General features: G+C 39.0%; 23 protein-coding genes. 16 read left to right on the top strand and 7 right to left on the bottom strand.

The annotated features are described in order from the left end of the window. Window positions 1–155: 155 nt before the first annotated feature. From ACEN36_RS11790 to ACEN36_RS11815, 6 genes are all read left to right on the top strand, one after another. Complete coding sequence (locus tag ACEN36_RS11790) at window positions 156–389, top strand: DUF2188 domain-containing protein (protein ID WP_407103107.1); 234 nt, start codon at window positions 156–158, stop codon at window positions 387–389. Between the two features lie 328 nt (window positions 390–717). After that, window positions 718–3621, top strand: a complete 2904-nt coding sequence (locus ACEN36_RS11795) for a DEAD/DEAH box helicase (RefSeq protein WP_407126662.1) — start codon at window positions 718–720, stop codon at window positions 3619–3621. Between the two features lie 199 nt (window positions 3622–3820). Further along, window positions 3821–4081, top strand: a complete 261-nt coding sequence (locus ACEN36_RS11800; RefSeq protein ID WP_407126665.1) for an AbrB/MazE/SpoVT family DNA-binding domain-containing protein — start codon at window positions 3821–3823, stop codon at window positions 4079–4081. Further along, window positions 4082–4426, top strand: coding sequence for a type II toxin-antitoxin system PemK/MazF family toxin (locus ACEN36_RS11805; protein WP_407126667.1), 345 nt, complete (start codon window positions 4082–4084; stop codon window positions 4424–4426). Between the two features lie 133 nt (window positions 4427–4559). Next, window positions 4560–5150 carry a YdcF family protein gene (locus tag ACEN36_RS11810; RefSeq protein WP_407126670.1) on the top strand — a complete coding sequence of 197 codons (591 nt, stop codon included), beginning with the start codon at window positions 4560–4562 and terminating at the stop codon, window positions 5148–5150. Window positions 5151–5272: 122 nt separating this feature from the next. Then, window positions 5273–6031 carry a GDSL-type esterase/lipase family protein gene (locus ACEN36_RS11815; protein ID WP_407126672.1) on the top strand — a complete coding sequence of 253 codons (759 nt, stop codon included), beginning with the start codon at window positions 5273–5275 and terminating at the stop codon, window positions 6029–6031. 103 nt (window positions 6032–6134) lie between these two features. On the opposite strand, the gene ACEN36_RS11820 is transcribed toward ACEN36_RS11815, so the two are convergent. Beyond that, window positions 6135–6539 (bottom strand): type II toxin-antitoxin system HicB family antitoxin, encoded by a 405-nt coding sequence (locus ACEN36_RS11820; RefSeq protein ID WP_407126675.1) that lies wholly within the window; start codon window positions 6537–6539, stop codon window positions 6135–6137. Window positions 6540–6573: 34 nt separating this feature from the next. After that, window positions 6574–6747, bottom strand: coding sequence for a type II toxin-antitoxin system HicA family toxin (locus tag ACEN36_RS11825; RefSeq protein WP_407126677.1), 174 nt, complete (start codon window positions 6745–6747; stop codon window positions 6574–6576). Between the two features lie 554 nt (window positions 6748–7301). Here ACEN36_RS11825 and ACEN36_RS11830 point away from each other — a divergent pair. From ACEN36_RS11830 to ACEN36_RS11865, 8 genes are all read left to right on the top strand, one after another. Next, the gene (locus ACEN36_RS11830) at window positions 7302–8456 is read left to right on the top strand and encodes a glycerate kinase (protein ID WP_407126692.1); all 1155 of its coding nucleotides are present in this window, start codon (window positions 7302–7304) and stop codon (window positions 8454–8456) included. Window positions 8457–9438: 982 nt separating this feature from the next. After that, window positions 9439–10011, top strand: coding sequence for a Dps family protein (locus tag ACEN36_RS11835; RefSeq protein ID WP_407103093.1), 573 nt, complete (start codon window positions 9439–9441; stop codon window positions 10009–10011). A gap of 152 nt (window positions 10012–10163) precedes the next feature. After that, window positions 10164–10868: a Crp/Fnr family transcriptional regulator gene (locus ACEN36_RS11840; protein WP_407103092.1), complete on the top strand. Its 705-nt coding sequence runs from the start codon at window positions 10164–10166 to the stop codon at window positions 10866–10868. A 156-nt stretch (window positions 10869–11024) separates the two neighbouring features. Continuing rightward, complete coding sequence (locus ACEN36_RS11845; protein ID WP_407126680.1) at window positions 11025–11378, top strand: hypothetical protein; 354 nt, start codon at window positions 11025–11027, stop codon at window positions 11376–11378. After that, the gene (lgt, locus tag ACEN36_RS11850; protein WP_407126683.1) at window positions 11378–12220 is read left to right on the top strand and encodes a prolipoprotein diacylglyceryl transferase; all 843 of its coding nucleotides are present in this window, start codon (window positions 11378–11380) and stop codon (window positions 12218–12220) included. Before ACEN36_RS11845 ends, lgt begins: the two co-directional genes overlap by 1 nt. A gap of 135 nt (window positions 12221–12355) precedes the next feature. Further along, the gene (locus tag ACEN36_RS11855; protein ID WP_407103089.1) at window positions 12356–12589 is read left to right on the top strand and encodes a heavy-metal-associated domain-containing protein; all 234 of its coding nucleotides are present in this window, start codon (window positions 12356–12358) and stop codon (window positions 12587–12589) included. Between the two features lie 41 nt (window positions 12590–12630). After that, a complete protein-coding gene (locus tag ACEN36_RS11860) occupies window positions 12631–12864 on the top strand; it encodes a hexameric tyrosine-coordinated heme protein (RefSeq protein WP_407103088.1) in 234 nt (77 codons plus the stop codon). Window positions 12865–13159: 295 nt separating this feature from the next. Then, the gene (locus ACEN36_RS11865; RefSeq protein WP_407126685.1) at window positions 13160–15064 is read left to right on the top strand and encodes a heavy metal translocating P-type ATPase; all 1905 of its coding nucleotides are present in this window, start codon (window positions 13160–13162) and stop codon (window positions 15062–15064) included. A gap of 229 nt (window positions 15065–15293) precedes the next feature. Here ACEN36_RS11865 and ACEN36_RS11870 read toward each other — a convergent pair whose 3' ends face one another. After that, window positions 15294–16217: a 1-phosphofructokinase family hexose kinase gene (locus ACEN36_RS11870; protein ID WP_407126687.1), complete on the bottom strand. Its 924-nt coding sequence runs from the start codon at window positions 16215–16217 to the stop codon at window positions 15294–15296. A 210-nt stretch (window positions 16218–16427) separates the two neighbouring features. Here ACEN36_RS11870 and ACEN36_RS11875 point away from each other — a divergent pair, with 210 nt between their 5' ends. Next, the gene (locus tag ACEN36_RS11875; RefSeq protein ID WP_407103085.1) at window positions 16428–17738 is read left to right on the top strand and encodes an NCS2 family permease; all 1311 of its coding nucleotides are present in this window, start codon (window positions 16428–16430) and stop codon (window positions 17736–17738) included. 161 nt (window positions 17739–17899) lie between these two features. Here the strand turns inward: ACEN36_RS11875 and phnE (ACEN36_RS11880) are convergent, their stop codons facing one another. From phnE (ACEN36_RS11880) to ACEN36_RS11895, 4 genes are all read right to left on the bottom strand, one after another. Then, the gene (phnE, locus tag ACEN36_RS11880; protein ID WP_407103084.1) at window positions 17900–18715 is read right to left on the bottom strand and encodes a phosphonate ABC transporter, permease protein PhnE; all 816 of its coding nucleotides are present in this window, start codon (window positions 18713–18715) and stop codon (window positions 17900–17902) included. A gap of 17 nt (window positions 18716–18732) precedes the next feature. Further along, window positions 18733–19560 (bottom strand): phosphonate ABC transporter, permease protein PhnE, encoded by an 828-nt coding sequence (gene phnE / locus ACEN36_RS11885; RefSeq protein ID WP_407103083.1) that lies wholly within the window; start codon window positions 19558–19560, stop codon window positions 18733–18735. 12 nt (window positions 19561–19572) lie between these two features. Further along, window positions 19573–20349 carry a phosphonate ABC transporter ATP-binding protein gene (gene phnC, locus ACEN36_RS11890; protein WP_407103082.1) on the bottom strand — a complete coding sequence of 259 codons (777 nt, stop codon included), beginning with the start codon at window positions 20347–20349 and terminating at the stop codon, window positions 19573–19575. Between the two features lie 96 nt (window positions 20350–20445). Continuing rightward, entirely contained in the window at window positions 20446–21513 is a 1068-nt protein-coding gene (locus tag ACEN36_RS11895; protein WP_407096315.1) for a phosphate/phosphite/phosphonate ABC transporter substrate-binding protein, read from the bottom strand. Window positions 21514–21811: 298 nt separating this feature from the next. Here ACEN36_RS11895 and ACEN36_RS11900 point away from each other — a divergent pair, with 298 nt between their 5' ends. After that, window positions 21812–22561, top strand: coding sequence for an HAD family hydrolase (locus ACEN36_RS11900; protein WP_407126690.1), 750 nt, complete (start codon window positions 21812–21814; stop codon window positions 22559–22561). Window positions 22562–23134 lie beyond the last annotated feature (573 nt).

Raw genomic sequence — 23134 nt, forward strand, 5'->3', positions numbered from 1 at the left:
GTCCTCATTTCAGTAAAAGTGCAAGGTTTTGTTTAACATCCTATAAAAAACCCTTGCATCTATTATATCAATCATTAGTTGTAAAAGGCAGCAGAATAAGCATAGTTTATTATTCAGTAGACATTAAATAGTTAGTAAGATAGGAGAGTGGAAAAATGGTTAATCAAGATACACATCATGTAGTACCTAACCATAATGGCGGATGGGATGTCAAGAGGGGTGGCGGTCAGAGGAGTAGTAACCATGCTAATACAAAAGTAGAGGCAGAAAAAATTGCTAGAAAAATTAGTGTTAATCAAGGAACTGAGTTAGTAATTCATGGGAAAGATGGAAAGATTCAGCGAAAAGACTCACATGGTGGAAACGATCCTTTTCCACCTCAAGGCTAAAACAGATATTAATTAAATTAAGAAGATATGAGTAGAAAATTACTCATATCTTTTTTGATACAGTCCTTATCAACTTTTTCTTCTTATAAATGAAATAATGTATTCTATAGTTTAGTTGTTGTCTAATAATGATTCAATAGCCATAACTTTGCCTGTTGAAGAAATTTTATTGAAACTTTAATTGGAATTTTCGAAAACTTATGATTAATTTTTGAATCAATAAAAAAATTTGAGCTCTAAGCATATAAAATTTATATGTTAAACTTATCTTGCATATAGCACATAAAAAAGTAACTACACAACTACATTCAATAAAAGAGGAGAACAAATGAATCATCAAATAAGAAAAATCATTGAGAGCTGGATACTTATAGAGTATTTAAGTACGGGGCAATTGCCTGATAAAGACGATCAGAAACGGTTGTTAAAAGATGAGGTAATAGTAACTGAAGCAGGGAATAAAAGTTATGTCTATTTAGGGGCATACCATCTATTCAAAATGAATGAGTTGGTGAGAAGGTATTTAAAGGATAGCAGTGAAATCATCAATGAAGATTATACTTTAAATTATGCAGCTTCTATCCAAATAGATGAAAATGGGAAGTACATCCAAGACAGCCTGTTTATTCCGCAAATGCAGTTTTTCGTGAAATTTATTGTGAAAGGCTCTGCTACTCTAGATAAGCTTATCTCAGAAATGAAATTTGAAACTGAGAACTTGAATAAAGAAGTTGCAGAGATTCTTGAAGATGGTGTTTCTTATGACACTTTAAAACAAGTAGAAAAGCACTTAGTAGAATATTTTGAAATTACTGCAATTGTTAAACCCTATATTTATACGTTGCAAAATCAATCAGAAGAACCGAGTGAAGTAAATAGCCTGTTCATTTCGGATTTGGAATTTATGTTAGCTAACGATAGTCCTTCGCCAACTTTAGACCTGTATTTAAAGGGCAGTGATAACTACCTCGATATCAATGAAAATCAGAAATTGATCGATGAAATCCTTACGCTAGACCATTTGCCGAATGGGAGATGGCCGTCCAATAATAACTACAAATTGTCTTTGATGCAGCAAGTAGCGGTTAATTTGGTATTGAATGAAAAAAGGGATATCTATTCTGTCAATGGTCCGCCTGGCACAGGGAAAACGACCTTATTAAAAGATATTTTTGCAAATCTGATCATTGAACGAGCTGAAAAAATGGCTGTATTTAAGAAACCGGCTGATGCATTTAAAAGTATTGGAAAAGTAGATATCAATGGCTTTAAAGCGAATCGGTATAAGATAGATTCAAGCATCCGAGGTTATGGGATGGTGGTAGCTTCATCGAATAATGGAGCAGTAGAAAATATCTCAAAAGATCTGCCTAAAAGCACGGAAATCATCCATAAAAATGATGCGTTCTCTGAAAATGACGTGCCTTTTTCTGAATTGATCAAACAAGTAGATTTGTTCCCAGAATACGTTCAACACATATTTGATCCAGATAATGATCAAGTACCAATAGATAAATTCGCTAATCATTGGGGACTATTTTCAGTACCGATGGGAAAACGAAGAAACATGAATAATGTCTTTTCTACTTTATTATCAGAGAAAAAGCTGGAGGATGGAAGTATCTTACCTAGTTTATACAATAAACTGAAAGAAGAGACTTTTGAATTAGCTGATTGGAATACTTCGATACAGGCATTTGAAAAAACGAAACAAGAAATTGCACAAGAAAAAGAGACCATCAGAAAACATGCATCAGCTATGAAAAGAATCACACACCTTAAAAGAAAAATAGCTGATCTAGATAAGATACAATTGGGTATACAACAAATCGATAAAGATATTCAGTTCAATAAGGAACAAAAAGAACTGTTGCCTAAATCCTCGTGGCTTCAACGCTTACTTGGCAAAAAAAATCCAGAGGTCGAAAAAATCAATAAAAAGCTATTACACCTTAATCAAGAAAAATACGATAAAGAAAAAGTTGTTCATGGGTTAGAAGGATTAAAGCAACAGCTAGATTCTGATCAACGAAATCTAAAAGAATTGGAAGAGCATTTTAAAGAAGATCCTTATGAAGTTTTTGATGATGATATGTGGGAAGAAGAGAATTACGCTAAGCGTCAATTATCTATCCCTTGGGTGACGCGCAGACTCAATTATTTACGTGGGAAATACTTCATTCAAGCACTAGAGGTGCACAAACTGTTTAATGTAGCCAATTCTGGTAAATTTTGGTCTGCTTTCAATGTGATCAGTAAAAAGCAGCAGATAGATATAAACAACCAAGAAAATCGTGAACTATTAAAAGAATCTTGGGACATTTTCCATTTGGTCATTCCGGTAGTCAGTACTACATTTGCAGCCTTAGGCAATATGTATAAAGGACTAGGAATAGGTTCAATTGATTATCTTTTCATAGATGAAGCAGGGCAAGCTGTCCCTCAAGCTGCTGCAGGTGGAATTTGGCGGGCTAAACACGTAGTAGTTGTCGGAGATCCAGCACAAATCGAACCAGTGGTGACGCTGGAAGATTCCATTTTAAAAACAGTAAGAGACAGCTACCAGCTGGATGCTGCATATATTGGTAAAGCAGCTTCTGTACAAGGGTTAGCCGATTTAGCGAATTCGTATGGGATGCTGCAGTCCGGTAGGGAACGAATTGGAATCCCGCTATGGGTTCACCGTCGCAGCTTAAATCCACTGTTCCATGTCTCAAATGAAATTTCTTATGACAATAAAATGGTCCAAGGAGCAAAAGAAGAGGAAAAAGATAAAGGTATCTTAGGATGGATTGATGTCGAAGGGACCGCGACTGAAAAGCAATATGTAGAAGAGCATGCAAGAGAATTGTTAGAAAAATTAAAAGACCGAAAAGAGTTGAAAGATATTTATGTGATCTCACCGTTTAAAGCAGTGGTGGCGGAAACCAAAAAATATTTACTTCGGCATCAAGAAGACTTCGTAAACATCAGTCATCAGGAATTGAAAAATTGGTGCAGTAGTTCAATTGGAACTGTGCATACTTTCCAAGGTAAAGAAGCTGATAGTGTGTACTTCATTTGTGGGACAGATGAAACTACAGATGCAGCTGCAGATTGGTCTTGTCAGGCACCTAATCTTTTAAATGTTGCAGTTACGCGAGCAAAGAAAGAATTTTTTATCATCGGTGATCGTGATCGGTTTAAAGAGAAAAATTATTATAAGACTTTTGTGGAGTTTTTAGATAAATAGTGGTCAAAAAACGGTATGAGTGAAGTTGATTTGCTTGTACTGTTTTTGATTGCTTTTATTTAGAGAATATTTTCATTTACTATTTCATTATAATTAGTTGAGACTATTGTCAGTCGATTTAGTAAGGAAAATGAAAAAATTGACGTTAAGTATATACAAGTATATACTTAGGATGAAAAGAGACGAAAGGGGTGTAGGTATGTTCGTAAAAGAAACGAAGCTTAAAAAATGGGGGAATTCGCAAGGAATCAGAATAGGAAAAGAAGAGTTAAAAGAACTAGGTTACGATGAAGAAGAAGTTGTTTTTACTATGATAGTAGATAAAGGGAAGATTATTTTAACTCCTAAAAAGAAGTATCCTGATACTCTTGAAGAATTATTTGCAGATTATGATGGAAAGCCATTAGATTCTGAAGATAAATTAGATTGGGGAGAATCTGTAGGAAGGGAGTTACTTTAGTTGGGAAAGAAGGATATAAGTTATCAAGAGCTGGAACAAGGAGACATCATTTTTGTTAGTCTTAATCCAACAAAAGGGCATGAACAAAGAGGAGAGCGTCCTTGTATTGTGCTGACAAAAAAGTCGAGTTATTTAAATTATATGTACGGTGTAGCACCTATAACCACTAAAGTAAAAAAATTTCCTCTTCATATTCCTTTGCCTAAAGATTTGATTACTAAAGGACAAATTTTATTGGAGCATCACCGCATGATTGATTTAGAAACAAGAGGTTTTAGCTTTGTGGAAAAAGCTCCAAAGGAATTAATTGAAGAATGTTCTGCAAAGATTAAATTATTGTATTAGAAATCAGTAATTCTATTCGTGTATGATAACTATAGTCCTGATTTGCGACAATAAAGGATTAAATCAGTTGATTGATTTGATCCTTTTGTTTAACATAAGCTTCAACTTAGGATATCTATTTGAGGAGAACGGAATGATAAAAAGAAGAATCGTTATTTCTATAGGTGTTGTTCTATTCATATGCTTAATCTTTGGTGTTAGTTATCCGATTATTTTAAATAATCTCATTGTTGATGAGGAACCTGTTCAGTCAGATGTGGTTATTGTGCCTGAAGGGGAAGAATTTGTGAGAGCTAGTAAAGCCGCAGAGTTATTGAATGAAGGCTATAGTCATTCGGGCAAAATAATAGTTTCGCCTATAACGGAAACAAATATAGAGGGGTATAAGGAGTTTGGTGTTGAGCCGGAACAAATCATTCCTGAGACAGAAGCTACCAGTACCTATGAAAATGCTGTAACCACATTAGAAATGATGAATGAAGAAGGTTTTGGATCGGCCATTATTGTGTCTTCAGATTATCATATGCTGCGAACCAAAATGATCTATGAGCGCACCAATCGTAATTATGATTTTGATTTGACGTATGTAGCAGCTTATCAAGTGGTTGATGATCAATTCGTCCCATGGTATGAAGCAGGGACTGGTTTTCAAAAAGTAGCGAACCAGGAATTTTGGAAATATTGGGGCTATTTGCTGGGATTGTACCATTTCTTTAATTTGTAGACGTCTATTGATGGATGATTACAAATTAATGGGATGGTGCAATCTTTTTTTATTTGTTAAGACGGTTAATCGTAAGCGCGGACTAAGCTAAATCTTAGCTGAATTAAAGGTGCTGGGGTAATATGATAGAGGAAGAAAGTGAAATTGGAGGACTTAGTGTGTTGAAGAAGAATGTTTTTAGAGTGTCTATATTTTTTAACCTGGTCATTATTGTTCTAGGAATAGTGTTTTTTATTGTACAAGGTGGATGGGTGTATTTTGAGAATGGGTTTTCGAAGGTTTTCGCGGATCAACCCTTAATAGATCCGATGGTAGAAACCAAACAAGAAAATTTTGAGCTTGTTGACGAATCCTCTAAAGAGATTGTATTTGCAGGGGATAGTCACACTGATTATTTCGAGTGGGGAGAATATTTTGAAGGTTTATCTGTCGCAAATAGAGGCATTAGTGGAGACACTTCTGAAGGATTGCTGAACCGGATCGGACAAGTGACCGAGCTGAATCCTGAAAAAGTATTTTTGTTAATAGGGATCAATGATATCCAGCAAGGTATCTCTGTAGAAACGATTGAAAAAAATTACATCAAGATTGTAGAGGCTTTAAAGAAAGACAATCCTGAAGTGCAAATTTATGCTCAAAGCGTATTCCCAGTAGCTGGCGATTTGTACGAGAATAATTTTTTTAAGCGTAGTGGACCGATAAATGAAGCTGTATCTGAGTTGAATACCAAAATTTTCCAATTGGATGGTGTAACAATTTTAGATAGTCCAGATCAGTTTGGTAATGAATTGGCGGAAGAGTATTCAGTTGATGGATTGCATTTGAACAAGGAAGGATATGAGATTTGGTTGGGGAAGATTGAGAAGTACGTAACAGAATAGAGAGAAATAAGAAGCACTCAGAACTTTATTAACAAGTCCAAAACAAAAACTGTCTCCTATAACGTAGGAAACAGTTTTGTTCATAGATTAGCTATCACTACTCTTAAACACCTAATTTTTCTTTTAACGCTTCTGTAAGAGTTAAAGAGAAATTAATGCCTTGTTCGTTACCGAGCTCGTTTAAATAGTTAGGAATTGTGAGAGTTTTTTTCACGACTTTGTTATCGTGCTGGGCTTTATATTTTTTAAAATTTATATCCACGAGAGTTTTTATTTGAGAATCGTTTTTATTGTAATCAATTTGATCAGGGAGTGGAAGTGAGTCTCCATTTTCTAATTTGTCAACACCTGCAAAGCCGATATAATCTCTAGCCATTATAATAGCTTCTGCTAAGTCTTTTCCTTGCGTATATCCTTCTACATCAGGTATTTCTACAAAATATGGGAACTCTTCTTCAGAATCAATCGTTATATAAATAGGATAGATATAGGTTTTATTATCAATCATCTTTTATCACCTTTCTTTCAATGAAGCCATGGGCTTATTTAAGCCCATGCTTCTTAATGAGTGCTTTTGCAAGACGTTCGTTGGTTTCTTTGTGGCGCACAATTTGTTCTTTCTCTTTACCGTTTGTATAAATGTCGTGATTACCGCCGTGCTTTACAAACCGCCAACCGTTTTTCTCGAAAAGCTTAATTAAATCTCTCGTCTTCACATTTTCCTAAACTCCTTTCTACAAATTAATTATACGTGTTTTGTACGTGTCAGTCAATTGACGGCGGTAGAAAAAAGATTTTTGATGGATGCTTGTTTTTGTTTTTTGTGATTATATAGGTGAAATATCATTAAGTTAAGAATTCTGAGCTTGTTTGTGGAGGTACTTTAATTGTTAAAGAGGGCTATCCAAAACCTTTATTTAAGCTAAATCCTAGTTGGGTTAAATTTCCTGCGTTAATATGATATAGGAAGATAGTATAATTGGAGGATGTTAGTGTGTTGAAGAAATAAGCGCAGTGAACCTATAAACAAAGCTGTAGCTAAATTAAATAAGAGATTGGCCAAATTAGATGGAGTGACGTTTTTAAATGTTGCAGATCGATTGGAAGTGAGTTGGCTGAGGAATATTCAGTCGATGGATTGCATTTGAACAAAGAAGGATATGAGGTTTGGTTGAATGAGATCGAAAAATATGTGAAGGATTAATTAAAGATAGTTTTCGTGATTTTTATCAAGAGCTCCGAGGTCTTTTTTACTGCAGAGAGTGAGGTTATTGATGTGAATATTGTGATTGCACCAGATTCTTTTAAAGAAAGTTTGTCCGCATTAGAAGCTGCTACCGCTATTGAAGAGGGCTTTGCTTCCGTATTGCCTGATGAGACATACCATAAGATCCCGATGGCTGATGGTGGAGAAGGTACGGTTCAATCTATCGTAGACGCCACCGGTGGAACGATCAAAACAATGATGGTAACCGGACCATTATATGAACAAATAGAAGCTTTTTATGGGTTGTCAGGTGATAAAAAGCTTGCTGTGATAGAAATGGCAGCTTCTTCTGGGTTGGATAAGGTTCCCAGTGATAAAAGAAACCCTTTATTGACTACGACTTATGGATTTGGAGAATTGATTTATGATGCCCTTGAAGAAGGTGTGGAGGAGATTTTATTAGGGATCGGCGGCAGTGCCACTAATGATGGCGGCGCTGGGATGATCATGAGTCTAGGCGGGAAATTATTAGATGGAAACGGCGATTCAATTTCAGCAGATGGACAAGGCTTAGGCAATTTAGAAAGCATTGATGTAGCAGAACTGCATCCTAGACTTCAAGAAGTTGCGATCAAAGCGGCTTGTGATGTAGACAATCCGTTAACTGGAAAAAATGGGGCATCTCATATCTATGGACCACAAAAAGGCGGTACTCCGGAACAAATCGAATTGTTAGACAGCTATTTAACTCGTTATGCTCAACTAATCGAGAGTACATTTGGAAAAGAAATCGATCAAGTTTCTGGGGCAGGCGCAGCGGGTGGTTTAGGCGCTGGACTGCTAGCTTTTCTAGATGCCGATTTAGAGCGCGGCGGCGATTTGCTGGTGGAAATGTTAGGGTTGGAAGAGCATATCAAGCAGGCCGACCTGGTGATTACCGGAGAGGGTGGCATCAATCATCAAACGATTTTCGGGAAAACTCCTGTTGCTGTTTCTAGAATCGCTAAAAAATATGATGTCCCAGTGATCGCTTTGGCGGGAACTCTTTCTGAAGGATATGAGAGTGTTTACGACGAAGGGATATATGCGGTTTTCAGTATCATTCCTGAACTAAGTTCTCTTGATAAGGTTCTCGAAGAAGGTTATCAAAATTTGAAAACGACGGCGGCTAATATAGCGAGTGTTATTAGGATGAGCAGGGAAATAGGAAAAGTTTGAGTTAGCAGCGTATGTCTTGTTTTCAGCACATGAGCCGAAATTCAACTTGAGAATTCAACAAGCAAAATACCGAATGGGAAGATAGCTTCTCGTTCGGTATTTTGCTTGTTGGAAAAGCTGATTGAACATCAAGGGGAAAAAAGCCTTGATGAAACAAAGTTTGAACAACAAGATATTTATACTTTTGACGCTTTTGCCTCATCTGCAGGGATTAATCTATCCCAATGCAAACGAAAAGAACGTTTCAAAGGTTACTTTTGGTCCTGCGAAAGGTTTCTTTATTTTTTGTTTATACCATTTCTTGTGCTATATTAAAAGCAAATCAACGAATTCCTCATGAAGAGACCACACATAAATTTGAAACAACTTACCCATACAACAAATGAAGCATCCATTTTACCGCATTGGTAAGAACTCACCTAAAAAACCTCTATTGTACTCGAAGCACTAATAAATTGCCTCAAACACATCACCCTATCAACTACTTTCAAACAACCACTACAATAAAAACATTCTCTGAGAACGAAGGTCACACTTGTAAAGGAGACGCGCTATGGAAAAGAGAAGATCTATTATTGGATTTAGAAATGGCTGTTTAATTTCAATTGTTTTGTGGATGATTATCGGCGTGCTGATAAACTGCCTGTTTCTTTAGTCGATTAGGATAATTTCTTAACAGTAACTTTCTTTTGCAATTTGCGGGCTTCTTGAAGATGAAGAATGAATACAGACTTTGATTCAGATAGGTTCGCATGCTGATTTATTCGGTTATATACAACAGTGTTAAAAAAATCAGTAGATATACTGGAAGACAAGTCATTTGAAAAACATGATGTCTATCGGGAGAAAACAATTCTTTTCTTGATGGGCGTCAATTTTTTTACCGAAATTCTATCCTATACTGAGTTCAACAAAGAAAAAGGAGGCGCCGATCAAAGCTGTAGGGAACGAAAAAGTAGATAAACTATAGGAGGAATGAATCATGGCAGAAAATAAATCTTCTCAAGAAAAAACGCCCCAAGAAAGATTGCAAGTCGAACAAGCACACAAGGAACATGTCCATCATACAAAAATCAATGCAGCGGCTATTGCGGATCATATCTTAAGCAACATGCATACGTTGCATGTAAAACTTCATCAATACCACTGGTATGTAAAGGGTACGAATTTCTTTACGCTGCATGAGAAATTTGAAGAATTGTATAATGGCAATGAAGAATGGTTCGATAAAGTTGCGGAGCGTCTGATTGCTTCTGGTCACAAACCCGCTTCGACAACGGCCGAATTTGAAAAATATTCGATGCTTTCGGAAGATGCAGTCAATAAATATGCGAAAGCAGAAGACATGGTTGAAAACATTGTCGAAGACTTCAGAAACACTCGTGAACTTACGGTTCGTGCGATTCGTTTAGCACAAGACGAGGGTGACGATGCTTTAGAAGATACATTGATTGATTTCAAAAATGACTTAGACAAGAACATTTGGATGCTGCAAGCGTTCATTGGCAAAGAAGCCTTAGAAGATGATGATGCCTTTGATGAGGATGAAGATTAACGTAAAAGAGAGAATTGTTTAGGGGTTGGAATTCTTTCCAGCCTTTTTCTATTTTTCTATTTTTCTTGATGGTCGTCAATTTTTTTGTGGTGAGAGAACTATATGCTAAATGTAGTAAATAAAAAATAAAACAGATAAAGGGGAAAAATGTATTGGCTAAACATACCCATCATGAAATAGGCGACCACACAGCATGTATCCGCTTGGTTCCAATATTCAATCATTTAGAAGATAGCGCAATGGATCGCATTGCGGAAAAGGCCCACACGAACCACTATCAAAAAGGGGAATTCCTATTTAGAGCGCAAGAAAGAGAGGATACTTTATATATTGTAAACCGTGGAAAAGTTCGTATCTATCGGTTGGCTGACTCTGGCAAAGAACAGCTGGTACGTATCTTGAATCCCGGTGATTTTACTGGAGAATGGACTTTATTCAACCCACATGCAGTGCACGAGGAATATGCCGAAGCGACCCGGGATACCGTTGTCTGTATGATTCAGCAAAAGGATGTCCAGGATTTTCTGGAACAGTACCCCGCTATTTCTCTAAAACTGCTGGCTGAAATGTCCAAGCGGTTAGAAAATTCCGAACGCCAAACCACACAAGTGGCGGTAGAGCATGTAACGACCCGTTTGGTTTTATTTTTAGCAGAAAATGTGGAACTTGAAATGGGCAACTCTCCAACCATCACTCTTCCGATGGCGAAAAAGGATATTGCTTCCTATTTAGGAACTACACCTGAGACTATCAGCCGTAAATTTACGGAACTAGAAGATGAGGGATTGATTCAACAGCTGCCTGGTAAAAAGATCAAGATCCATGATTTAGATGATTTATTGCTTTACAGCGAATAGATGAGGGCTTATGTATAAGGAAGGCTTTTGAAAGAAGTTCTGTCTTTCCTCATTATAAAAGCGGGACAGAACTCAGTGCCTGTGCTTCCGCTTTATCGGCTTTTGCTTTTTTGGAAAAACGACCTTCATTCATTGGATAAATAAGGAGGGGTTAGTGTGCAACATTTTTTGGTGATGCTTGTTATCACGTTGTCAGCAGCAGGCGCATTTTTGTTCAGCGGGAACACAATTGATGGAATCGAGGCATCCAGCTATGTTGAGACCGATAGAGAAGCTGTGGAAAGGGAGCAAATCGATCAGTACACAGACAACAGCCATTTGGAAAAAAAGGAGGAGCCTGTAGAAAGAGGCAGTATAGTTGGAAAAGGGAAAGTGATGTATTACGAAGCGCGTAACAAAAGAGATAGAAGTATCATCACTGATTGGCTTCCACGAAGCTTGACCGGAACCTTATTCATCGCCATCATGCTTGGGTTCACGCAAAAAATAGACGAAATGGAGCAAATATAATGGGATTTGTATTAGGCGTTTTGAACCCCCATGCGGTGGAATTGGGTTCATTTGTGATCCACTGGTATGGAGTGATCATTGCGACCGCCATGTTAGTGGCTGTCCACTTGAGTACCCATGAAGCGAAGAAGAAAGGGCTTGAAGAGGACATCATCATTGACCTGGCTTTATGGGCAATACCGATTGGATTTATCGGTGCGCGGCTTTATTATGTATTGTTTGAACTGGATTATTATCTGCAGAATCTAGGGGAAATCGTTGCGATTTGGAATGGCGGCATTGCGATTTATGGCGGTTTGATTGCTGGAGGACTGGCGCTAGTGGGATATGCGAAGAAAAAAGATCTTTCTTTGGCACTCATTTTGGATATTTTAGCCCCTAATGTATTATTAGCTCAATCCATCGGGCGTTGGGGCAACTTTATGAATCAAGAAGCACATGGGGGACCAGTGACTCGTCAGTTCTTAGAAGATCTCTATTTGCCCAAATTTATCATCGAACAAATGCGCATTAATGGCATCTACTACCACCCGACCTTTTTGTATGAGTCATTATGGAGCTTGTTGGGATTTGTCTTGATTATTGCATTGCGGAACCGGAAACAACTGTTGCGCCGAGGAGAAGTTGCCTTGAGTTACGTGCTGTGGTATTCAGTGGGCAGGTTCTTCATCGAAGGTATGAGAACGGATAGTTTATGGGTTGGGGATTGGATTCGCGTTTCGCAAGCTTTATCTCTTGCCTTGTTCATTGGAGCGATCATTGTCTGGGTTGTGCGCAGACAAAGTTATCCGCCGATTCCTTATTACGCTGATGGAAAGAAAGCTGTGAAACCAGCACATTAAATAGAAAAGCAAAAAGAAAGGCAAAACTTGATGGGTGTCAAGTTCCATTTGTCAAAAGTGGGCTATACTACAGTTGTAAAGAGGTAAAGGCATGATATTGCCGATAAAATAAAACACACAAAGGAGAAATGAATCATGGAAAAAGCTGTATTGCAATTAGAAGCGTTGTCTTGTCCAAGTTGTATGCAAAAAATCGAGGCTGCCGTAAAATCGGTCAATGGAGTAGATAAAAACAGCATTAAAGTGTTGTTCAACTCCAGCAAAGTCAAAACGGATTTTGATGCAGCCGTCACATCGATTGAAGGTATTCAACAAGCCATCGAAAATGTAGGTTATCCGGTGCTGAAGACAAAAGTCAAAGCCGGCTAACCCAAATTTACTGCATAGAAAGAAAAATAGGAGGCAATTAAATGAATCAAGAATCGTGGTTACCAACGTTGCTGACAGATACACCAGAAGAAGGTTACAACTTAGCGGTTAAATTGGCACGTAAAGCGGTTGGGATGACCCAGCCAGATGCAGAAGTACGTAAAGCATTGCGTCCCGTCTATGCAAATAATGCGGACAGTCTGACCTTTGCTTCTCAGGTTGTAGCCATTAATTTTCAAACTGTCGCTGCAGCTAACGATTACTGGAAAAATTAGATACTGAATTGCTACCGAAGTATGGGCAATCCTGGAAAAAGAGCCATTTTCCGGGATTGCTTTTTTGGTGCTATCAGCTTTGAGCGGATCAGAAAATCTTTCTTTCCCAAACATGACAGCTATCAAGTTTTATCTGCTGAAAAGCCTCTATAGTAATCAGTGAAAGAGGAGAAAGCATTCAAATTGAAAAATGAAATCATTTTTCAAAACTTGACGGCAGTCAATTTATTGCTGAAGCACTTATCTTATACTAAAGACATCAAGAACAACACTAATAAATGTGGAGGGAAAAATCATGCAACAATATATATTAAGCAAGAAAAACAGCATTACCGTCATCAGTGGATTGCTAATCGCATTAGGGTTCTTCAGTCACTTTGTTTTAGGAAATGTCGCTCTTTCTGAGTGGTCTTTGATCATCGCATCTATCTTCGGGATTGCACCTATTGCTATTCAAGCGGTTCAAGCGATGAAAGTGAAAGTCATCAGTATTGATGTGTTGGTCAGTATCGCAGCGATTGGAGCACTCTTCATTCAAAACTATGAAGAATCTGCTATTGTCACGTTCTTGTTCTTATTCGGACACTACTTGGAGCAACGGACATTGAATCAAACACGTTCTGCTATCAAAGAATTGACTGAAATGGCACCCGAAAGCGCCTTGAAACAAATGGACAATGGTGAATTTGAAGAAGTCGAAGTAGACGATGTCGATGAGGGAGATATTCTACTCGTTAAAACCGGCGCTAAAGTACCAGTCGATGGTACCGTGATTTCAGGCGATGGCCATATCAATGAAGCTAGTATTACCGGGGAATCAGTACCCGTCAACAAAACAACTGCTGCAGAGGTTTTTGCGGGAACTATTTTAGAGAATGGTACACTTCAAATTCGAGCAGATCGTGTTGGGGAAGACACCACATTTGGGAAAATCATTGAACTTGTGGAAGAAGCGCAAGATTCTAAGTCTGAAGCCGAACGCTTTATTGACCGCTTTTCCAAATATTATACACCAGCCGTTTTAGTTTTAGCGTTTGTTGTTTGGTTGGTCAGTCAAAATGCTGAATTAGCTATCACGATCTTAGTTCTCGGCTGCCCAGGGGCTTTGGTTATCGGGGTTCCTGTTTCAAATGTTGCCGGTATCGGAAATGGTGCTCGTAATGGGGTCCTTTTAAAAGGCAGCGAAGTCATCCATGATTTCAGCAAAGTGGACACGATTGTATTTGACAAGACAGGTACGTTGACTGTGGGAAACCCAACCGTTGCAGCGACAGAAATGTATGAAACAGATTCAGCAGCAACGCTTGGCTATTTGGCAAGTGTGGAGCGCGAATCCGATCATCCCTTAGCAAAAGCTGTCTTACAGCAGATTGGCGAAACAAACTTTTCTCCTGTTGAAGAAACAGAAGTCGTGAAAGGCGGCGGGATCGTTGCGAGTGTAGCTGGACATAGAGTGGCTGTTGGGAATGTAGCCTTGATGGAAAAAGAAAAAGTCACGCTCAGCAAAAAAGCTCAAAAAGATGTCAAACGGTTTGAACAACAAGGAAATTCTCTTGTTTTGACAGCGGTCGACGGCGAATTGAAAGTACTGATGGGAATTCGCGACCAAGTCCGTCCGGGAGTAAAAGCTAATTTGCAAGAATTGAAGAATTTAGGTGTTAAAAACCTGGTCGTTCTTTCAGGAGACAATCAAGGAACCGTCGATGTCGTAGCGAGTGAACTGGGATTGACCGAAGCACACGGACATATGCTGCCGGAAGACAAATCTGCTTACATCGGAAAACTTCAACAACAAGGTCAAATCGTGGCCTTTGTCGGAGATGGCGTCAACGATAGTCCGTCCTTAGCTCTAGCCGACATTGGTATCGCAATGGGCAGCGGAACAGACGTAGCGATTGAAACATCCGATGTGGTTTTAATGAACTCGGACTTCAGCCACTTGCCACATGCATTAGGCTTAGTAAAAGCTACCGCAAGCAATATGAAACAAAATATCGTGATTGCAGTCGGAGTAGTATTAGTCTTATTGGCTAGCGTTTTCTTTAGTGAGTGGATGAATATGTCCATCGGAATGCTGGTTCATGAAGGTAGCATCTTAGTGGTTATCTTCAATGCGATGAGATTGATGAAATACAAGTTGAAAGGTCGAAAAGAACAAAAAGAAGCGTCAGCACCAGCAGAGACAGTAAAAGTATCTTAAGAGTAAACTAGAAGAGAGCGGGACAAAAGCCGTTTTGACCACTGAATATAAGCCGGCCATCCAATATGAGATGTTTTTCCTCATAATGGGTGGCCGGCTTATAGGCATGTGGTCAGACTTTTGGAGCACGTTTAAAGCACCCGCTTATTATTAAAGTACTATTGTCTCAGCCTCTCTTTATTTTGGCTTCCTTATTCAAATGAACGTTTCTACACAGCAATTGTTTCTTTTAACCCAACTTCTCAACGGTAACTTCCTTTTGCAATTTGCGGGCATCTTTAATGTTGAAAGTTGTGCTGTCGTTGTATTGGACATGATTGGCTGCACAAGCGCTAGCCAGAGATAAGCATTCTGTCAGCGGTTTGCTAAGTGAAAGACTGGCTAAAAACGTACCGACAAAGCAATCTCCAGCGCCTGTATCATTGACCAGTTTTACATTTGGAGTACTAACTTGTTGGAGTTCGTCTGCGTGTGCACAAATGCTGCCGTCTTTTCCAAGCGAAACAATGACATAATCGATTTTTTTAGACAGCTCTCTGATATGATCTAAAAAGTTGTCATCAGAAGAAAACAACTCTTGTACTTCAAATCGGTTCGGCTTGATAAAATCGACACCTACTTCAACAGCTTTCTTTAAAGCTTCTCCTGAGAGATCGCAAGCAATAAAACAGCCGATTTTCTTTAATTGTTTCAATAAATCTTCCAGTTCGCGCAGTTCAAATCCAGGAGGCAACGAGCCGGCTATCAATACCATGTCTTCTTCTTGGACTTTGTTTTCTATTTTTTCATAAAGTAATTCAGTGTCGTAGTCCGTTATTTTAAAGCCTTTTTCAGTGATCAGGATACTGCCACCGACATTTTCTTCTAAAATGACGTAGCTTTCTCGTGTCGGCTTGCCGAATACTTCCACAAAATCATAATGGATGCCTTTTTCCGAGAGAATCTTTTCCAATTTGCTGGCATTGGTGGTCCCTGAAAAACCGAGTGCTCGGTTCTTAACGCCCAACTGATTCATGGCATAAGAACCGTGGTGACCTTTTCCGCCAATATCATAAGCTACTTTGCGCAGGCGATTGTTTTTTCCTTTGGTGAGAGTCCCTTCAAGAAATAACAGCCGGTCGATGGTTGGATTTAAAGTAATGGTATAAATCATGTGGACAACCCCTTTCATTTCGTTGGTTCTGTCATTATTGTAGCACTTATGCAACTGCTATACAGTTATTTGTCTTCGGAGACAAGAATAGTATCGTCTCAAATTAAAGGAACGCACTTTTTTATTTACTTGCTAAGCTGTTTATTATATGATTAAACTCGTTGATTTAGGGAAAAAGCTGTTAACAGCTTAGAATATTGGAGGATCAGTATGAAGAATAAAATTACTTCCTATTTTGAACTTGAGGAATTACATACAACAGTAAGGCGAGAGATATTAGCTGGATTCACGACGTTTATTTCAATGGCGTATATATTATTTGTGAACCCGACCGTCTTGGGAGCGTCTGGTATGAATGAAGGAGCCGTTTTTACCGCAACGGCTTTAGCCAGTGCTTTGGGATGTGTCTTAATGGGAGTGTTGGCACGTTATCCGATTGCAACAGCACCTGCATTAGGGATCAACGCCTTCTTTTCTTATTCCGTTTGTATCGGAATGGGCGTTCCGTGGGAAACCGCTCTAGCCGGTGTGTTCGTTGCTTCTTTGATTTTTATGGTCATCACGATTTTTAAATTGCGGGAATTGATTATTGAAGCGATCCCTGCTGATTTAAAATACGCCATCTCTGGTGGGATTGGTTTGTTTATCGCCTTTATCGGATTAAGCGAGGGCGGCCTTGTTGTCGCAAATGAATCCACTCTTGTTGGATTAGGATCGCTTCAGGTGGGTTCTACGTGGTTAACGGTTTTTGGATTGGTCGTGACGGCTATTTTAATGATCAAACGTGTACCGGGCGGCATTTTTATCGGGATGGCAGCTACAACCCTTTTAGGTTTAGCAACCGATCTCATCCAAGCTCCTGACCGCCTGGTTTCAGCTGCACCGAGCATCTCTTCAACTTTCTTAGTAGCTTTGAAACACGTTGGCGATATCAACTCCATCCAATTATGGGTAGTTGTCTTGACGTTCTTGTTGGTGACTTTCTTTGATACCGCGGGGACACTTGTAGGTTTAGCCAATCAGGCCGGCTTTATGAAAGACAACAAGATGCCGCGTGTTGGAAAAGCGTTGGCTGCTGACTCAACGGCTATGTTGGCGGGATCCCTTTTTGGAACTTCTCCAGTCGGTGCTTACGTAGAATCTTCTGCCGGAATCGCTGTAGGCGGCCGCTCTGGTTTGACAGCAGTGACAACTGGCGTGTTCTTTATCTTTAGTCTGTTCTTTTCTCCGTTATTATCGGTGGTCACACCACAAGTGACAGCACCTGCTTTAATCGTTGTCGGTGTTTTAATGGTCCACTCTCTAAGTCAAATCGAATGGAGTAAATTAGAAATCGCTATTCCTTCATTTTTGATTCTGATTGGAATGCCGTTAACGTACAGTATTGCAGACGGAATCGCTCTTGGTTGTATCTTTTACCCGATCACCATGATCGCGGCAAAACGTGGAAGAGAAGTCTCGCCGATTATGTACGGTTTATTCTTTGTATTCATTGGATTTATGTGGATTTTGAACGTGTAACAACTGAATAAGAGAAACATTAACTTAAATGGATAGAAAATCCAGCAGGAAATATAGGAAGCTAAACTTCCAGTATTTCCTGCTGGATTTTTTTCTAGAATTTGAGGTGTCGCAAAAAGACCGGAAATTTTTTTACCGCCTCTTTTCGTATAGACATATTATTATCTTTCGCCGCTTATCAACTGGGCTCTTAGTTTATTGGAGAACACTTCAACCACTAAGATCAATATGACCAGTCCAATCAATATTGAACCTACTTCATTCCAGCGATAAGAATTCATTGCGAAAATCAGCGGTGCCCCAATACCTCCAGCGCCGACTAAGCCTAATATGGTAGCATCTCTTAAATTCATGTCAAAACGATAAATAGTTGTGGATAAGAAATTTGAGAACAACTGGGGTAAAATACCGTAACGAATCTTTTCATACGTGCTGCAACCCATAGAAGTCATTGCTTCAAGTACCCCACGATCCAAGTTCTCAATGATATCTACATACAATCTAGAAATCATACCGATGGAAGTGATGGACATTGTCAATACCCCGGCATAGGCACCAGGCCCTGTTACACGGATGAACATAAGGCCGTACACCAATGAAGGAATGGTACGGATAAAGATGACGACTAGTCTGGTGATGTACGATACGGGACCGCCTACGACACTTGGAGCCATCAAAAAAGAAATTGGGATCGCAAGCAGTGATCCGAAAATCGTTCCCAGAAAGGCTATCGCAATAGTTTGGAACAATAAGAAGGAGACACCTCCAGTAGTGAAATTAAATAAAAATTCCAAATCCGGAGTTAGGATCCCTTTGATGATATTCATAGCCAATCCGGTTCCTTTTTCGTCAAGGCCTGTAACCTCAACACCTACAAATGACCAGACAACAAGAGCTGATACGACGGCTGCAATAGTGGATAAGTACAGCTTACGATTCGGTGCTTCTTTCAATTGGTTTTTAACAGCTAATTCCATTGAATCTCTTCCTTTCACTATGATAATTTCCGTCTAAAGTATTCACTGACGCGCTCGATAATAAAAACGACGATCATTAAAACTACTAAGACCATTCCTACACTAGGGTAGTCTCTCCAACCTAGACGCTCGTTTAATACCAAACCGATCCCGCCTGCACCTACATATCCCAAAATAGCAGCATAGCGTACGTTTCCTTCAAAAGCATACAACGATACAGACAAATAAGTCGGCATTACATCCGGAACGATGGCATAACGGAAAGCTGCTACTTTGGATAATCCCATAGACTCATGTGCTTCAAAAGCTCCCATGTCGGCACTTTCGATGTGTTCATACATCAGTTTACCGATATAAGACAAGGTAAACAAAAAAATCGCAATAGTTCCGGCCATAGTTCCTAATCCAAATAAAAAGGTGGCGATTAGAGCAACGACAAGGGTGGGCAAGGTTCTCAGTACGCTTAGAACAGCTTTGAAAAAGCCGTTGATCCATTTATTATGAATGATATTTCCAGAGGACAACACGGCTAACGGAACCGCCAATACTGCTCCAGCAATAGATCCCAATAAAGACATTTGAATCGTATCAAGTAAAGGACCCCATATATTTGAAATGAAGGAGAAATTAGGAGGGAACATGTCGACGATGATGACGAATAATTGATATCCTCGTGTGAAGAGCAAGGAGAGATCAGCACCCGTAACTTGGAAAGAAACCGCAATCGCAATTGCTGTCAGTAACAGAATAAGCGGTACCTTGGAAGCCCGTTGCTTGACTGTTTTTCCATTTTGCAGTGTATAGGTTTTTGGTTTGACTAGTTTATCGTATACTGTTTCGTTCAATTCGTATCCTCCTTATACTGCTGCTTCAAAAGTATTTATGTGCGGCACTTTAGCGACGTTTCCGTAAATATCGTTCAGCACTTTTTGAGTGACATTTTTGGATTGTCCATCATAGACTATTTCACCTTTACGGATACCAATCACTCGATCTGCATATTCCAATGCCAGTTCGACATGGTGGATATTGATCAGAATAGACATTTTCATCTCTTGATTGATGCGCTTAAAATCATCCATGACTACTTTAGCTGTGACTGGATCCAAAGAAGCAACCGGCTCATCCGCTAAAATAATCGAAGGATTTTGGGCTAAAGTTCGTGCTAACGCCACACGTTGCTGTTGCCCGCCTGACAATTGATCAACTCTGTTGTAGGCTTTATCTAAAATACCTACTTTGTCCAAAGCTTCAAGTGCTGCAATTTTTTTATCTTCGGGAAATAATCCAAAAAACTTTCTCCACAGAGGCAATTCGGGAACTGAAGATACCAAAACATTATTGATTACACTGGTACGTGTCACCAAGTTGAACGATTGGAAAATCATTCCGATTTTACGGCGGAAGCTTCTGATTTGTTGGCCTTTCAAGTTGCTTACATTGACATCATTGACATTCAATGTCCCGGAGTTGATTTCGTGCATTCGATTGATGCAGCGGATCAAGGTAGATTTTCCTGCTCCGGACAAACCGATAATAGCTACAAATTCACCTTGGTCGATCTTTAAGTTGATGTCTTTTAGTGCGGCAACACCGTTGGGATAAGTTTTATTTACATTAATAAATTCAATCATAGTAGATAGTCCTTCCTAAGATATACTAAAACATTAAACCAAGAGAAGACTCCCAGCTTAATGTTTTAAATGGGGTATTAAATTATGCCGTATAGATTATTGAGCTTGCTCTAACAGCACTTCTTGTGCTTTACGTTCATTATCGTAGTCTGAACTTTGAGCTTTTTTATACCCTTCGTGAGAATAGATTGAAATGATTTCTTTGCCTTCATCTGTTTCAGAGATATTGATAAATGCCTCTTGTAAAGCGGTCTTTAAATCATCCGTCATAATATCGGAGTTCTTAGAAACACTGATCGTATCGTTGTAGATACCAGGTGTAACACCAATGACATTTGTTGCATCCCAAATTGTTTCATCTCGGTCGAAACTGTTTTGCCAGTCTTCTTCATAGTCACGACGAGCATCTGCGAATACCACTGAAATGTCAGCTTGTTCTTGTGCTAAACGAGCCATTGAAGTTCCGTAAGAATCTGCTTCAGAGATATGCTCTAAGTCAGAAAGTGATTTGCCGTAGTTGTCTTGCAACCAGATTGTTGGATAGATGTACCCTGCTGAAGAAGTAGAACCCATAACGCTCCAAGTAGCTGAGTTCAAGTCTTCCCAAGTCAGCTCTTCGCCGTTATTTATTTTTTCTGCCAGTTCTTGTCCCTTTTCAGAAGGTCCGGCAACCAAGATTGAACGGTAGTAAGTTACTTGTTCATCGGTTGGTTCAGTCGGTTTGTTTGCATTCCATTCAGCTGGATCTTCTGAATCGTTGCTTAAACCGGCACGAGTTGAGGTCAAAATAACTTCTGCTCCATCATCGTACAATACATAGGTACCGCCTGGTAAGAATCCAACGTCAACAGATCCTGCAGACATTGCTTCTCCTACAGCTTCATAGTCAGTCCCAACATCGATTGTAACTTCGCCGATGTCGTAACCTAAATCAGCCATTTCTTCAATCAGTATATCTTTCAAAGGTTCTGTAGCTGTGACGATTTCTTCCGGATCACGTGAGGGTACGAATTGAATGGACAATTCGTCAATCGCTTGATTGCCTTCATTAGTTGCGCTTGAATTCGTATCTTCTGAAGATGCAGTCCCGCTGTTTCCGCATGCTGCTAATACTAAAGTTGATGCAAAAGCCAGCCCTAGACCTTTTAACCATTTTTTTGACACATTTTCTCCTCCTAGTACTTTTATGTATGAGATTTTTAATACTTATGTATTGTAACGATAATGCATAAGGTGGTTCTATCAAGTTAAAGTAAAGTTACTGTAAAAAAACAATGTAAATAGTAAAGAAACAGTTAAGCAGAGCGGTTTTCTAGCAACGTTAAAGGGGGAATAACCGTTCTTTTTCTCTATCACAAAGCCTTAATCTGCTGAATCTTGATTTGCTTTATGAAGGATGTTCCATATAATGTTATAGGTAGTCAATTAGATATTACGGCAATTAAATACGAGGCGGGATTAAGTGATTAAGGCAGTTGGGTTAGATTTAGACGATACATTGTATGACAGAAATCAAGTATATGAGAAAACTTTTCAGGTGATGGAACAAAGCGTTCTTACAACAGGGATTTCCTTTCGAAACTTTAATGACATCTTTCAGCAAGAGTCGCAGATTGAATTTCAAAAATTTACTCAGGGAATAAAAGGGGAAGTAGAGTTTAAAATTGATCGGGTTTTATCGACTTATGAGAGACTGGGTTATCCTCTCAACTATGAACAAGCTTTCCAATTCAATGAGTTGTATCTTCACCATAAAAAACAAATAGAACTGAGGCCAGGGATGGCAAAGCTGATAAACTATCTCCACTCGGTCAATGTGGAATTATTTGTTTTAACAAATGGCGCTCAGGAAACGCAAACCAGTAAGTTGCATTATTTAGGTATTGATAAGCTGATACCGGCTGAAAATACGTTTATTTCAGGGGCGATGGAAGTGGCCAAACCAGATAAGGAAATTTTTGGTTTAGTCGAGGATTCTCTTGGTCTAGCCGGAAATGAAATCCTGTATATTGGGGATCACTATGAGAATGACATCATTGGGTGCCAGCAGAATAGTTGGACGGCGGTGTATTATAACGTGAATGATGAAACTGTAGAGGATGAGAATTTGGTTCAGTTTTCTACGGATCAACAGGTTTATGAGTATATTAAAAAGATGAGTATGGATTTGAACATCAAGGGAAAAACAGTCTTGATGAAGAATTGGATTTGAACATCAAGGTAAAAACAGCCTTGATGAAGAATTGGGTTTGAACATCAAGGTAAAAACAGCCTTGATGAAGAATTGGGTTTGAACATCAAGGTAAAAACAGCCTTGATGAAAAATTGAGTTTGAACATCAAGGTAAAAATAGCCTTGATGAAGAATTGGGTTTGAACATCAAGGGAAAACCGCCCTTGATGAAAAATTGAGTTTGAACATCAAGGGAAAACCGCCCTTGATGAAAAATTGAGTTTGAACATCAAGGTAAAAACAGCCTTGATGAAGAATTGGGTTTGAACATCAAGGGAAAACCGCCCTTGATGAAGAATTGGGTTTGAACATCAAGGGAAAAATAGCCTTGATGAAGAATTGGGTTTGAACATCAAGGTAAAACCGCCCTTGATGAAAAATTGGGTTTGAACATCAAGGTAAAAACAGCCTTGATGAAGAATTGAGTTTGAACATCAAGGTAAAAACAGCCTTGATGAAGAATTGGGTTTGAACATCAAGGTAAAAACAGCCTTGATGAAGAATTGGGTTTGAACATCAAGGTAAAAACAGCCTTGATGAAAAATTGAGTTTG

Origin of the sequence: Desemzia sp. FAM 23989, from assembly GCF_045528345.1 — a bacterium.
Lineage (GTDB): Bacteria > Bacillota > Bacilli > Lactobacillales > Carnobacteriaceae > Desemzia.

Excerpts from the sequence above, each read along its gene's own strand:
- ACEN36_RS11790 (WP_407103107.1), top strand. The coding sequence starts at position 156 with ATGGTTAATCAAGATACACATCATGTAGTACCTAACCATAATGGCGGA.
- ACEN36_RS11795 (WP_407126662.1), top strand. The coding sequence starts at position 718 with ATGAATCATCAAATAAGAAAAATCATTGAGAGCTGGATACTTATAGAG.
- ACEN36_RS11800 (WP_407126665.1), top strand. The coding sequence starts at position 3,821 with ATGTTCGTAAAAGAAACGAAGCTTAAAAAATGGGGGAATTCGCAAGGA.
- ACEN36_RS11810 (WP_407126670.1), top strand. The coding sequence starts at position 4,560 with ATGATAAAAAGAAGAATCGTTATTTCTATAGGTGTTGTTCTATTCATA.
- ACEN36_RS11815 (WP_407126672.1), top strand. The coding sequence starts at position 5,273 with ATGATAGAGGAAGAAAGTGAAATTGGAGGACTTAGTGTGTTGAAGAAG.
- ACEN36_RS11820 (WP_407126675.1), bottom strand. The coding sequence starts at position 6,539 with ATGATTGATAATAAAACCTATATCTATCCTATTTATATAACGATTGAT.
- ACEN36_RS11835 (WP_407103093.1), top strand. The coding sequence starts at position 9,439 with ATGGCAGAAAATAAATCTTCTCAAGAAAAAACGCCCCAAGAAAGATTG.
- lgt (WP_407126683.1), top strand. The coding sequence starts at position 11,378 with ATGGGATTTGTATTAGGCGTTTTGAACCCCCATGCGGTGGAATTGGGT.
- ACEN36_RS11855 (WP_407103089.1), top strand. The coding sequence starts at position 12,356 with ATGGAAAAAGCTGTATTGCAATTAGAAGCGTTGTCTTGTCCAAGTTGT.
- ACEN36_RS11860 (WP_407103088.1), top strand. The coding sequence starts at position 12,631 with ATGAATCAAGAATCGTGGTTACCAACGTTGCTGACAGATACACCAGAA.
- ACEN36_RS11865 (WP_407126685.1), top strand. The coding sequence starts at position 13,160 with ATGCAACAATATATATTAAGCAAGAAAAACAGCATTACCGTCATCAGT.
- ACEN36_RS11870 (WP_407126687.1), bottom strand. The coding sequence starts at position 16,217 with ATGATTTATACCATTACTTTAAATCCAACCATCGACCGGCTGTTATTT.
- ACEN36_RS11875 (WP_407103085.1), top strand. The coding sequence starts at position 16,428 with ATGAAGAATAAAATTACTTCCTATTTTGAACTTGAGGAATTACATACA.
- phnE (WP_407103084.1), bottom strand. The coding sequence starts at position 18,715 with ATGGAATTAGCTGTTAAAAACCAATTGAAAGAAGCACCGAATCGTAAG.
- phnC (WP_407103082.1), bottom strand. The coding sequence starts at position 20,349 with ATGATTGAATTTATTAATGTAAATAAAACTTATCCCAACGGTGTTGCC.